General features: G+C 66.7%; 12 protein-coding genes. 2 read left to right on the top strand and 10 right to left on the bottom strand.

Annotation, left to right across the window (positions count from 1 at the left end):
• Positions 1-89: 89 nt before the first annotated feature.
• The 4 genes from ABE438_RS00815 to ABE438_RS00800 form a co-directional block, all read right to left on the bottom strand.
• Positions 90-446: a ubiquitination-like system serine protease family protein gene (locus ABE438_RS00815; protein ID WP_346500278.1), complete on the bottom strand. Its 357-nt coding sequence runs from the start codon at positions 444-446 to the stop codon at positions 90-92.
• 2 nt (positions 447-448) lie between these two features.
• Positions 449-847: a hypothetical protein gene (locus ABE438_RS00810; RefSeq protein WP_346500276.1), complete on the bottom strand. Its 399-nt coding sequence runs from the start codon at positions 845-847 to the stop codon at positions 449-451.
• Positions 848-962: 115 nt separating this feature from the next.
• A complete protein-coding gene (locus ABE438_RS00805) occupies positions 963-1,847 on the bottom strand; it encodes a hypothetical protein (protein ID WP_346500274.1) in 885 nt (294 codons plus the stop codon).
• Positions 1,844-2,656 carry a hypothetical protein gene (locus ABE438_RS00800; RefSeq protein WP_346500272.1) on the bottom strand — a complete coding sequence of 271 codons (813 nt, stop codon included), beginning with the start codon at positions 2,654-2,656 and terminating at the stop codon, positions 1,844-1,846. The genes ABE438_RS00805 and ABE438_RS00800 overlap by 4 nt, the downstream gene beginning before the upstream one ends.
• Positions 2,657-2,836: 180 nt before the next feature.
• Between ABE438_RS00800 and ABE438_RS00795 the strand changes: the two genes are divergently transcribed.
• Both ABE438_RS00795 and ABE438_RS00790 read left to right on the top strand, forming a co-directional pair.
• On the top strand, positions 2,837-3,487 hold the full coding sequence (locus tag ABE438_RS00795; protein WP_346500270.1) for a tyrosine-type recombinase/integrase: 651 nt from the start codon (positions 2,837-2,839) through the stop codon (positions 3,485-3,487).
• 59 nt (positions 3,488-3,546) lie between these two features.
• Complete coding sequence (locus ABE438_RS00790; RefSeq protein WP_346500268.1) at positions 3,547-5,238, top strand: DUF262 domain-containing protein; 1,692 nt, start codon at positions 3,547-3,549, stop codon at positions 5,236-5,238.
• A 15-nt stretch (positions 5,239-5,253) separates the two neighbouring features.
• Here ABE438_RS00790 and ABE438_RS00785 read toward each other — a convergent pair whose 3' ends face one another.
• The 6 genes from ABE438_RS00785 to ABE438_RS00760 all read right to left on the bottom strand — a co-directional run bounded on the left by ABE438_RS00785 (position 5,254) and on the right by ABE438_RS00760 (position 11,746).
• Entirely contained in the window at positions 5,254-5,898 is a 645-nt protein-coding gene (locus ABE438_RS00785; protein ID WP_346500266.1) for a hypothetical protein, read from the bottom strand.
• Positions 5,898-6,317 (bottom strand): hypothetical protein, encoded by a 420-nt coding sequence (locus tag ABE438_RS00780; RefSeq protein WP_346500264.1) that lies wholly within the window; start codon positions 6,315-6,317, stop codon positions 5,898-5,900. Before ABE438_RS00780 ends, ABE438_RS00785 begins: the two co-directional genes overlap by 1 nt.
• Entirely contained in the window at positions 6,314-6,757 is a 444-nt protein-coding gene (locus tag ABE438_RS00775; RefSeq protein ID WP_346500262.1) for a coiled-coil domain-containing protein, read from the bottom strand. The genes ABE438_RS00780 and ABE438_RS00775 overlap by 4 nt, the downstream gene beginning before the upstream one ends.
• Positions 6,758-6,942: 185 nt before the next feature.
• On the bottom strand, positions 6,943-8,979 hold the full coding sequence (locus ABE438_RS00770) for a hypothetical protein (RefSeq protein ID WP_346500260.1): 2,037 nt from the start codon (positions 8,977-8,979) through the stop codon (positions 6,943-6,945).
• A complete protein-coding gene (locus ABE438_RS00765; RefSeq protein ID WP_346500258.1) occupies positions 8,976-10,562 on the bottom strand; it encodes a hypothetical protein in 1,587 nt (528 codons plus the stop codon). The genes ABE438_RS00770 and ABE438_RS00765 overlap by 4 nt, the downstream gene beginning before the upstream one ends.
• Entirely contained in the window at positions 10,562-11,746 is a 1,185-nt protein-coding gene (locus tag ABE438_RS00760) for a tyrosine-type recombinase/integrase (RefSeq protein ID WP_346500256.1), read from the bottom strand. The genes ABE438_RS00765 and ABE438_RS00760 overlap by 1 nt, the downstream gene beginning before the upstream one ends.
• Between the last annotated feature and the right edge of the window lie 224 nt (positions 11,747-11,970).

The following is an 11,970-nucleotide window of genomic DNA, read 5'->3' as shown; positions in this document are numbered from 1 at the left end:
CACCGAATCAAGGCAGGTCGCCGCGAGTATAGAAGCGCCAAGACGTGCTGCAGAGTTGCATTCCACATCAACTGCACCTCGCTGCTCCGTTACCGAGAAGGCCTACCGCCCTTGCACCAATCGATGCGGCCTTGTTTGATCCAGAAATGGCACCCGCAGTCGTTCTGCTGATGGACGGACGGCTTGACGGTCGGGCGGCCGAACCAGTCCAAGGCGATATCCCAGCGCGGCCGACGCCTCTGGCTCAGCGAAAGCGGGATCATCGCGCCACACCCGCCGGGGCATTTCAGGCAGGCCCACTTTTCGATCTCGCCATCGACCACGTGGACGATCTCTCCGGGCCTCAGGTCGCACTCGGAGGGATAGGATCGTGCTCGGGTCGCCACGAAATCGAACTCGATGATGCCGAGGCGCCGAAGCGCCTTCGCGATGAGCTTCTTCATCATGGCTAGCCGATCCTGTGCAGGAAGGGCGTGACGTCGGCCCGGCCCCAGATTATCGGGGTCGCGCACTGCTCGCATTCCGGCCTAGGCGAGCACGTCGTGGTGCGCTCCTCGATCGCGTCGAAGCGCCGCCGGCGTTCGGGCTTCATGCCCCCGTCGCCGCGGAAGGCGGTCAGGGCTTGGAGCAGTTCGTTGACGGCCATGCAGGCCGTCTCGGTGGTGAAGGTCACGACGACCGGCGCGGGATCGCCGCCTCCGGAGACATAGGCCTCGGCCTTGCGGCGCTCGAACTCCTCGGGGTCCGTGCGGCGCAGCGCCTCTTCCCGCGCTCGCACGGGGTCGACCAGCCCTCGGCAGAGCAAACAGGGCGTCCCGGGCGTCAGCACGGTCACGCGACTGGCCATCTCGTAGGGCGGTCCTTGCTCGCCGGGATGATGCGGACGCCCATGTCGATGACGGGAATGCCGTAATAGTAGGCCAGCCTGTTCCCGCGTATGACCTGACCTGCCATCGTTCGCCTCACTCACTCATGATCTTTTCGAAGACGAGCCGCGCATGCGGGCTGCGGTCGGAGTAGCCGACGACCTCGCATCCCTTCCGGATCGGGCCGGCGCCGCGAAGGACCAGGTCGAGCTGGCCTGGCCGCTCGACCTTGGCACCGCTGACGGCGTAGGAAGCGGGCGGGCAACCCTTCTTGAAGGCGTAGGCGGTGCCGGCGAAGCGGTCGCCGGTCCACTTGCCCTCGACGAGCACCGTGCCGGGCTTCACAACGCCGCGCAGGCTGGCCTTCGGCTCGGCGTAGAGGATGCGGTCGTCGCGGATCTCCATGACGGAGCCGTTGTGATCCGCCGTCATGACGGGCACGGGATCGCTCGCCGCTGGGCTCGCGGTCGCCTTCGTCGGCTCGGGCCGGGCCTGCCCATCCGACCAGGCCGAGGCGACGACCCGAGAACCGTCCAGTTGGATGACGTGCCGGCATCGGTCGAGCGCGCCGAGCCCGCAGATTCCCCCCGGCAGGGACAAGGTGATACGGGGCGCCCCGCCGCTCCGCTCGATCTCGACCTTCTGGTAGACGAACTCCAGCGTTTCGAAGCCGCCCGGCACGGACACCACCCAGCGGGCGGCCTCGCCGGACGAGCCCGAGAAGGCGAATGGGGCCGGAGCCGTCGCGCAGTCGGCGTACCGGGTGGACAGGATGGCGTCCGGGACGCCGTCGCCATTCAGGTCAACCTCGCGGACGAAGCCCGGACGCACGTCCAGCGTCGAACCGACCTCGGAGCAGGACTTGGCCAATTCGGTCCTATAGGCGTCCGTGGCCGCCGCGACGGACAAGTAGGTCTCGGCGGAGGCGGGGGCGGCCAGGGCGGCCAGCATCCCGGCGGCGAGAGCGTGGGCGCTCCTCATGCCGCGACGCTCCCGGAGCCGCGACGTGCAAGCCCCTCCTCCGATTCCTCCATCATGCGCTCGACGCGTTCCCGGAAACGGCGTCGGATGGCCAGCGCCCGGAACCAGTACAGATTGCCCGCCAACATCGCGAAGAGCACGAACAGGAAGGTCTCGTCGGGATTCCGGATGCGCGGCACGATCACGAAGAGCGTGAACAGGACGGCGATCGTCACGAAAGGCGACGCAATCAGCAGCAGGGACATGCCCTCGAAGACCTCCTTGCCGGTGATCATCGACTTGCGGATGGAATGGTTGCGGATCGCGACCGTGATGGTCTCCTTCCGGCGCGACGTGCGGATGAGCGTCACCTCCTGGCCGGGCATCAGCGTGACGGCATCGGCGCCGAAGGCCTCGACGATCTGAAGGCCGTCCTCGGCCTCGATGCAGGCCTCGCGGCGGTTGACCACCGTCGAGGTCGTCCGGGACGAGCCCGCTCCTAGCCCCTTGACCATGATCGCGGAGCCCGACCCCTTCACGTGGGTCTCGCTCCAGACCTGGGCGTCCATCACCCGTCCCCGCACGGCCTCCAGCCGCACGTCCTCAACGACCTGCTTCACCGATCGCATCGCATTCTCCAGCGCTTGAACCGCCCGGCATCGGCTCGCCTGCGCGATGGGCATCCCAGCCTCGGGGGCCATTCCATTCCGCGTCATGACGACGATGAAAGGAACGACGGAAGTCGAGGGGAAGGAAGTCCTGCTTCGGCGAAGGTGATCCAGGCCAACGATGGGTTCATCATACGATGTGCGGCCCTGAATTTGTGACATTCTTGCCCATAGTGTCCGATGTCACCTGAAACATGGCGGATTCGATGCTTCGGACGGCCGAGTTGTTCGGCTTCGAGGAATGCTTTTGCCCTACAGGAGAGGTTGAAATCAGTGCGTTACGATCTGTGTAACCTTATGGGCAATAACGTCGCCTCGGGGGCCCGCCGGGAGGGCGGCGTCATGCAGGCACAGCGACTGACGCTCCACGGCCCGCTGGGCGGGCGCAAATACCTCAACGCCGCTGAGCGGAAGCGCTTCATCGCCGCGGCCGCCGATCGCCCCGGACATGTCGGTGCCTTCTGCCTGCTGCTGGCCTGGACGGGCAGCCGCGTCTCGGAGGGGCTCAGCGTCACGCCCGCGTCCTTCGACCTCGATCGCTGCGTGGTCTCGATCGTCACGCTGAAGCGTAGGAAGTTCGTTGTCCGCGAGATCGTGCTGCCGCCGCCGCTCGTCGCCGAACTCGACGCCGCTTATGGCATCGCCGCCGCCCAAGCCGATCCCTTACGGGCGAACCGGCGTCTCTGGCCGTGGCGTCGGCAGACCGGATGGCGTCACGTGAAGGCGGTCATGGCCGCGGCGGGCGTCGCCGGCGACTGCGCCATGCCGAAGGGTCTGCGTCATGGATTCGCCGTGGCCGCGTTCCAGGCCTCGATCCCGCCGAACCTGGTTCAGCGCTGGATGGGGCATGCATCCCTGCGGACCACCGTCATCTACGCCGAGGTCTCCGGCGTCGAGGAGATGGAGTTCGCCCGGAGGATGTGGGAGCCGCGCGATCCAGGTCGTGAAAGCATGATCACGTCGGGCCGTCCGGGAGGGGCCGATGAAATCTAGACTAACTTCCAGTTGCAATCCCGAGTGCTCCCGATATTCCGGATCGCGGAGGGACGATCATGATCGAAGCGCATCAGCACACGGTTTCCGAGGTTTTGGGCGATCGGTTCCTGCACGAGATCCCTCCCTATCAACGGCCCTATGCCTGGACGCCAGACGAAGCGAAGCAGTTGCTCATAGACTTGGTCGAGGCGGTGGGCGCGTCGACCGATGAGCCGTATTTTTTGGGTAGCATCGTCCTGATCAGGCCGAAGGGGCAGATCGCCGGGCAGGTCGTCGATGGCCAGCAGCGCCTGACGACGCTCACGATCCTGGCGGCGGTCCTTCGAGACGTCGCGGTCGACGAGCGGGAGAAGGCGGCATTGACCTCCGTGGTTTACATAGAGCCCAATCCGTTCGCGGGCCAAGTCGAGGCCGTTCGCGTCAAGGCCCACGATCGCGATCGAGGCTTCTTCAAGGATTCGATCCAGATGCCGGGGGCCACGGCAAAATCGGAACCTTCGCACGAACCCAAGAACGAAGCGCAGGAACTGATGTGGGAGAACGCGCAGGCCCTGCGGAGCCTGACTTTGGAACTGCCTGCTGCCGAACGGCAGAAGCTGGTCGCCTTCCTGCTGACGAAATGCGTGTTGGTCGTCGTCTCGACCGAGTCCCGGGCCGCTGCCCTGAGGATCTTCCGGGTCCTCAACGATCGCGGCCTGGATCTCTCCAACGCCGACGTGATCAAGGCTGACTTGCTGGACAAGTTCAATGATGCCGGCGAGATGGCGCACCAGGCCGAGCGCTGGAGGGAATTCGAGAACGATCTGGGGCGGGACGAGTTCGAAGGTTTGCTTGAGAACCTGCGCTTCATCCGAGAGGAGATGCGAAGCCGCCGGACGTTGAGCGAGGCTTACAACGAACGTTTCCATGGCGTCGGTGCCAACGTCGTACGCGAGTTCTTCGATAAGGAGCTGGCGCCCGCGCACCGGCAGTACATGAAGATCCTCGACGGTGACAGCAGCGACTTCCCTGCGGATCTCCGGGCAGCCGCCAGTGAGGCACTCGCTGGATTGTTGCTCCTGCCGAACCGGGACTGGACGGCCGTCGCCATCGCGGCAGCGCTCAAGCTCGGCCAAACGCCCGCGTTGGTCCAACTGCTCGAACGACTGGAGGGCCTCGCGTGGATCATGCAGTTGGGGCGGCGCTACGATACACAGCGTCTCAACCGCTACGTGAGCATCCTGCGCGGCCTCAAGCTCGGAGCGGGGGAGATCGAACATGCGCTGACCCCCACAGGCGAGGAGATCGCCGATGCTTGGTCGTCGCTGAACGGTCCCGTCTACGGTCGATTCCCCACACGCGTGGTCCGCGCGATGCTGGAGCGCCTCGATCGTCTCATGGCGGAGCAGCCCGTCGTGTGGGAAGGCCAGAAGACCGTCGAGCACATCCTGCCACAGAACCCGCAGGACGGGTCCTGGACGCAGTTCTCAGAGGATCAGCGTGAGACGATCACCCACACGCTCGGCAACCTTGTCCTGCTGACATCGCGGAAGAATTCGGGAGCGTCGAATATGGAGTTCCAGAACAAGGTCGACGTCTATTTCGGCCTCGGCGCGGCGAAGGCGAAGAAGCGCGCGACCTACGCCAGCGCGCAGGAGCTCGCCCACCTGAAGGCCTGGGACCACGAAACATACGCCGACAGGCATCGCCGTCACACCCGGATGCTTGCCGCGAGGTGGCGGATACCGATGCCGACCAGCGTGGCTTGACGGGACCGGACGGAGCTAGCCCGATCTTGCGGGATCAAGCAAGGTCGCCGGCGACACCCCGACGACGATCGCGGGCATGGCAAGCTCGCCCGGATCGACGAGCAATCCCGAGGCCATCGCCGCGGTGACGGCGTGGTTGAGCGCCGGCTCAGGCGGCACGTCGCTGACGAGGTCGGGCCACCTTGCCGCGAAGGCGTCGACCGCCAGAAGGGCGTCGTCGTGATGGGACGCGCCCTTTCCGATGCCGGATACGAAAGCCTCCCAGACGAACAGGCGTGCGCCGCCGTCACGAAATCGAGCGAGGTCGACCGTGACGGTGACGTCACCGCCTGCTTTCCGCAGGCGAGAGAACGTCCAAGGCATCAGCGCGAGCGCCGCGCCGAGCGCGCCGGTGCCGGCGCCCGCCGACCAAGCCCTGTTGTACGTCGTCTCGATGCCGCCCCGGCGACCGGTGATAGTCATCAGCTCCGCGCGGCGAGGCGTCCATATCGGCGCCTCGAAGCCAAGCGCGACGGCCTGACCGTAGCGGAGCAATGCCGCGGCGCGATCCAGCGCACCTTCGAGCTCCAGTCCAGAACCGGACGAGCGGGTGCTGTCGGCCCAGCCGATGTTCTTCGGCCCGCCGACGTCAATACAAAGGACAAATGGGCTACTGCGCATCAACTCGCGACCCGTCTACCCGTCATCATCACGGATTCGACGTGCTCCAGACGCTTCAGCTGCCGTCGCAGGCCATCGTTCTCGGCCTTAAGTGCCGCGTTCTCCTGCTCCAGCTTGTGAATGCGGCGGTCCCGCCGATCCGAGCGCTGTTCGGGCTTCGCGTCGTCCTCTTCGCCATCCGGGGCAGAACCCTTGGTGAGGCCCGCGGTCTCAATGGCCTTCGCCAGCAGGTCCTTCGCGTGCTCGTTGACGTAAAGAACCTGCCTGTTGAAGCCGCAGGCGAGGGCGATCGCGCTCATGTTGACCTCTCCGCGTCGCATGGGAAGCGTCAGTCCGCGCCCGGCGAGGTCGTCGAGATACGCGCGCAGGCGCTCGACGTTCTCCGTCCCGAGGGCCTGGCCGGACTTGCCGCCCGTCACCGCACGCCGCCCTTGAGCTTGGGATCCGTCTGGCCGCGATCGTTGGGCTGGAGGCGCTCGTCCAGCTCCGCCTCCGTCACGTTGCGCATCATGGCGTTGACGACATACCGGGCGAAGCGCTCCTCATAGGCGGCGAGCTTGGCCTTCAGGTTCTTGACCTCCTCCTCTAGAGCCTCGATCCGGCGCCTCTCCAGCACCAGGACCGGATCGCGCGGCGTCCGTTTCACCTTCCGCGGCCCGGTGGCCTTGCCGTCCTGGAACGCGCCTTTGATCTCGGCGCGGCCCTCCAGGGCCTGGCGGGTCCAGCGATGGAGGAAAAGTCCCTCGGCCAGGTCCTGCACGGCCTCCCATGTCAGGGGAGCGCGGGAATGGTTCCAGGCCCGGATCTCCATGACGATCCGCTCGATCTCCTCGACCTTCAGGCGCCTGCGTCCAGGCACGCGCCCGGGCCGCGCGCCCGCGGGTCCTCCGCGCCTCACGCCAAGCCTTCTGCGGTTCCGACCGGGATCGCCGACATACGTCCTCTTCCGCGCAGGCCTGAGGGTTTTCTGGATGGGCATCCGACGTTCTCCGTAAGCTTCGCGTCAAGGGCCCGCTACCCGGCGGGCGCCCGATTCGGGCGGTTCTACACAGGCGCGATCCGAGGTGGGGACCGCGAGGCGCCCGTGGGGTTGGCCTGGACGAGCGTCCCGTCCGGCACCGAGGGGTCGTCGTGGACCGCCAGGATGGACCGGACCCCGGCCAGCATGCGCTCTTGGTGAGCGACCCAATTCGACGCTCCGTAGCTCTCGTCGGCCATCTCCTGGCGCGCCTTGACCAGCACGTGCTCGGTCTCGGCGAGCAGGGTCTCGGCCCGTTCGCGCTGCGCCGTGTCACCCTTGACGACGAGATGATCGCAGCAATCCGCGCAGGAGCCGTGATGATGGCACGGCGCGAGCGACCAGTCGTTGACGCACATGCCGATGTCGGTCGTATGCGCCGTGGCGATCTGGGAGGCGAGGAAGGCCGAGCGGTCCGCAGGCGGCAGCGTGTCGGCCATGTCGGCCAGCGCGCCCTTCATGCGGCCCGCGTCCATCAGCTCGCGCGCCCTCTCGGCGAGCTCGACGCCGGTCATGTGGTTGTAGGCTTGGTTCTGCGCGACGGACCGGCGCCCGGACCAGCGGGCGATGTCGATCTGCGACAAGCCCTTTCGCTGGGCGAGCGTGTTGAGCCAGTGCCGCAGCTGGTGGCTCGCCATCCGCAGGGGCGCGCCGACGTCGTCGACGCATCCAAAGCGTTCGAACGCCGAGGCGACGTTCGCGCGCCCGGTCAGAAAATTCTGGATGTCGTAATAGGGTAGGTGCCGCACGATGGCGGTCTTGACGATGCGCGTCGCCCCGAAGAAACCGCCCGGCACCAGCAGGAGGTGCTGCTCGCGCGGAATGGCCGCGTGGTCCCCATGCAGCTCGTCCATGCGCCGGAGCAGCGCCGCCTCCACGTCCCCGAGCCGTACCTCGTAGCGCCACCCGTCACGCCGATGGGGAACCTTGCCCTTGACGATGAAGTCCCTGCCGAAGATGGGATCTGCCTTGCCGGCGACGATCGTGGAAACGTCGATCGTGGTGAGCATCGTGTCCGGATCGGCACCGGTCCAGGGCTCAGGCACCCACGCACGGCCGGGGTTGGCGGCGAGCCAGCGCGCCGTCTCCCGGCAGGGCTCGGTAATGCGCCGGATGTCGCGGATCGCGCGCCTGGCGACGTCCACCATGGGGGAGGCGACCCACTTCACGTCCCAGCCGTGACCCTTCCCGCCGCGGTAGCGGAGCCCGTAAGCGATCGTCGGTTGGCCTTTCTCGTCGAGGACCGGCTGACCCCGCTCCGTCACGTGTTGCGTGACCTCGCAGTCGACGGGCAGGGCCATCACCTCCGCGATCCGCCAGGGGGCGCAGACCAGGAGTTCCACGGTTCGCATCAGGAGGACGTCCTGGTCGGTCTCGACCCGGGTCGCGATGTCAGCGAGCGCGTCGAGGAGCCGGTCGGAGGGCAGCTTGCTGTCCGGCGCGGGGCCCGAGCCGGAATAGGCGCGCGCTCCGGTCGTCCCCAGCTCCTTGTTCGAAACGGGATTGCGGAATTCGATGCGCGCGACCGGGATGCCGCGCTTCACCACCCAGGCGGCGATGCGCGACAGGTGCGAGCCGATGTTGTATCGGGCCGATCCGCTCGGCCCGCCAGCGTCGAAGGCGGCGAATGCGGCCTGAAAGTCGGACGTGGTCAACAAGCAGGGGTCGTAGCCCTTCGGCGCCAACACGTCGTGGAGGTATCGCCCGGCCCTGACCATGTTGACGTAATCGGTCAGAAGCTTACGAGGGCGGTTAGACTCCGCGATCCGCACATACGCCTTCAGCAGGTCCGCGAACGGTCGCTCCAGCGGGACGTCTGACTCGGCGCGCTTGCTGTGATGGACGTGGGTGCGCTTGCCGCCGGGCGGGTTCCTACTGAAGTATAACGCGCGCGGGGTGTTCATCGAGGGGTGGCGTGCCCTGTCACGGGGCAGGGGCCAGACCATCGCGTCGTAATCGAGGTCGGCTCCGAACGCGACGCTTGCGCGTGCCTCGGCGAGGGCGTGCTGCAGGTTATCCGCCGCCGTGCGCTGCCGCGCCGTGACGAGGACGTGGACCGTCATGTCGCGTCTCCTCGCCGGATCTCACCGACCTTCAGCACCACCGCGGCCACCGCCAGGATCGTCCGATCGAGCGTGCGGACCTGGCCCTCGTCGACGCCGCGCTCCTGCATGTCCGCGCGCCTCTGGACGTAGGATCGCAGGACCTCCTCATGCGGGCCGTCCAGCCATGGCTGGAAGCGTACGCATTCGTAACAGGCGGTGGGCGCGGTAAGGCCACAGAAGGCGAAGCTGCCGCAGGTCCCGACCGGCTCGATCGCGCCGCGATCGCGAGCGTGGTGATAGACGCGACTCGCGGCTTCGGCCTCGCCGCGGACGGCCTCGCCCTCGGTCCGCACTACCATTCCCAAGAAGGCCATGGCGCGCGGGGCCATCTCCAGCGCGATCGCCTCGTCGAGGCGCTTGACCATGTCGCCGCGGAGATTCGTGTAGGTGAGGACGGTCTGCGTGTCGGTGTGGTCGGCAGCCTCGGCCGCCGCGATGAGCGAGCCGCCCTCGCCGATGAATCTGGTGATGAAGGTGTAGCGCAACCGCCGGGGCGAGACTTGGAGTGGCGCGCCGGTCCTCGGCGAGATGACCGCAAGCTTCTCCACCGCGCCTGCGACCAGCGCCCGGATCTCGGAGCTTTCGAGATGCATCGCATACTCGCGCAGGCCGGAGTTGGCGACGCCCCGATTGGGGTTCTCCCGCTGGAAGATGGGTTTGGCGAAGTCCGCATTCGGCCATCCGGCCTCTCGCCAACGCTCCCGGTTCCGCGCGATCAACGAGGCGAGGCGGGCGCCGATCTCCGGGTTGAGCTTGCGGGTCTTGAACTCGGTGCGCCACTTCGCGTGACGCTTCTTGATGCGGGGCACGCGGAGGGAATGCGCGATGCCGCCGGTCCGGTCGTCGACGACCTGAAGATAGTCCTCCTCGCGCAGCAGGACCATGTTCAGCGGGTTCGTTCCGAGAGCGAGCGAGAGCCAGAGCGCCAGGGATTCGTCCGCAGTGAGCGTCCCGAGCTCGTCGGCGGCCCGGAGCATGCCGGCGAGGCTCGCCACCTCCAGGTCCGTCAGCGGCCCCTCCTCGGGATCGAGGGACAGCACGGCCCGCCCTTTGGGCTCGTTGCCCACCGTGACCTCGCGAAGAAGATCCGCGACCTCGGGGTCGAAGCCGGGACGCTCGCGCTTGGCGCACCAAAGGTACCATTTGCGGTAATGGTGCTGGTAGGTCGTTGTCCAGCGCAGGTTGGAGCGCATCTCCTCGAACGGTTGGAACCCGATCGTGGCGCCCGGCGTCGTGACCGCGGCCCTGAACGATGGGATCGTGAGCGCGCGAACCAGCGTTTTATAGGCGGTGCTCGCGTGCGATGGCGAATGCGTCCGTATCAGCGATTCGATGTAGTCGGCAGTCGCGCCGGCCACGTCGTCGCGCACCTCGGCGAACCGGCGCCAATCGATCACCCGACGGCTGTTCCCGGGATCGTTGAGGCGCCACACGGGTCCGAGGCACTCGACGTCGAGCGAGGCGCGGTCCACGACGACGCCGCGACCGAGGCGAAACCCCTCGATCGAGAGCGGTGCGGTCCTTCCTTGTCCCAGAGCCATCAGTCGTCCCTCATCGTCGCGTCCTGGAGCCTCAGCATCAGCGCGTTCGCCTCCTCCTGGATCGCCCGCTTCGAGTAGTTCGAGCCCTGCTCGGACGCGTCCGACCATCCCATCAGGAAATTCCTGATCTGCCTCTCTGTCGCGTCCCTGAGCTGGCCCTCGCTGGCGAGCTTCGAGAGCCTGTCGTTCCAGGCATGGCGCAGCCGGTGGGGCGTGAAGTCCGCAGGAACCCCGTCGCAGCCGCGGAGGGTCCGGCAGATCAACTCGACCGCGCCCTGGCTCAGCGGCTCGCCGAAATGGGATACGAAGAGGTAGGGGGTTTTCCGAGCCTTGGGATAGCGCTTCTTGTCGGAGCGATGCTCGGTGATCCACTGCGACAGCAGAAGGGCCAGGGGTCGCGAGACCGGCAGGGGGCGCGCCTTCGTCTTGACCGCGGGAGCCTTGGCCCGATGATCGTCCGGGTCGTCGGCGCGCCTCTCGACCATTAGCAACGGCGAGGCGCCTTCGAGCCTCAGGTCGCCGGTCTTGATGACGAGAAGCTCCGAGAGACGCAGGCCGAGCTGATAGTAGGCGAGCAACAGAGCGAAGTTACGGAACTGGTTCTGGGGGCGGAAGGGATTCGCGTCTGAGCCCGGCACGATGGCGCGGAGCAAGGCGCGCTGCTCCTCCTCCGTCAGCCCCTCGCGCGAACCGACGATCGGCGTGGGCAGATCCTCCAGCAGGCAATCGCGGCAGCTTTCCAACCGCTTGCGCGCCTCCCGCAGGGTCGGGTCCCGCCTGTCGAGCTTGTCGACGGCGAAGGCGGCCAGCCAATCGATGTAGTCGGCCACGGTCCGGCATCGGTCCGTCCAGACCTTGGTCGAGACGTACTCGCCGCCGCGCCGGCTTGCCGTCGAGGCACGGTGCATCTCCCGACGCAGGGCCTCGATCTCCGGCAGGGCGAAGAGCCGCAGGCTCTGTACGCGTTCCAGGACGTCGATGTCCCTGGCGAGGGCCCAGGTATGGAACGCGGCGACCACGCGGGCCTTGGCCAGCATCGTTCCGAAGGCGCGGCCGGATGCGCGAAGCCGGGTCCCCGCGTAGAGGACCGGCCAGTAGGCACCGAGGCCATCGGGCCCCACGGTGAACGCGAAGCGCTCGCCGCTGGCCCAACGCGCTTCCTTGACCCTGTACGCCGATTTCACGAGGACCTGCAGGCGCTTGCTCCGAATAGTTGACGGAACAGCATACCGCGATCGGGTGTAAAATTCGAGGATCCGATGGACGCGACGTTTCAAAACATCGCGTAAACTAAGATTCCCTTCAAAATCATCATCTTAGCAGATCGATTTGACGACGTTCAAATTATGTGGGTCTGCATACCAACCCCAGCCGCTTAACGATCGCAATGGATACCATCTAAGATCAT

Source organism: Allobosea sp. TWI1241 (genome assembly GCF_039673065.1).
Lineage (GTDB): Bacteria > Pseudomonadota > Alphaproteobacteria > Rhizobiales > Beijerinckiaceae > Allobosea.
The sequence above is the reverse complement of the archived record's forward strand: the minus strand, read 5'-3'. Positions and strand labels throughout refer to the sequence as shown.

Bases quoted from the DNA above. Each gene is read 5' to 3' on its own strand.
- ABE438_RS00815 (WP_346500278.1), bottom strand. From the start codon at position 446: ATGATGAAGAAGCTCATCGCGAAGGCGCTTCGGCGCCTCGGCATCATC.
- ABE438_RS00765 (WP_346500258.1), bottom strand. From the start codon at position 10,562: ATGGCTCTGGGACAAGGAAGGACCGCACCGCTCTCGATCGAGGGGTTT.
- ABE438_RS00800 (WP_346500272.1), bottom strand. From the start codon at position 2,656: ATGTCACAAATTCAGGGCCGCACATCGTATGATGAACCCATCGTTGGC.
- ABE438_RS00805 (WP_346500274.1), bottom strand. From the start codon at position 1,847: ATGAGGAGCGCCCACGCTCTCGCCGCCGGGATGCTGGCCGCCCTGGCC.
- ABE438_RS00790 (WP_346500268.1), top strand. From the start codon at position 3,547: ATGATCGAAGCGCATCAGCACACGGTTTCCGAGGTTTTGGGCGATCGG.
- ABE438_RS00795 (WP_346500270.1), top strand. From the start codon at position 2,837: ATGCAGGCACAGCGACTGACGCTCCACGGCCCGCTGGGCGGGCGCAAA.
- ABE438_RS00770 (WP_346500260.1), bottom strand. From the start codon at position 8,979: ATGACGGTCCACGTCCTCGTCACGGCGCGGCAGCGCACGGCGGCGGAT.
- ABE438_RS00810 (WP_346500276.1), bottom strand. From the start codon at position 847: ATGGCCAGTCGCGTGACCGTGCTGACGCCCGGGACGCCCTGTTTGCTC.
- ABE438_RS00785 (WP_346500266.1), bottom strand. From the start codon at position 5,898: ATGCGCAGTAGCCCATTTGTCCTTTGTATTGACGTCGGCGGGCCGAAG.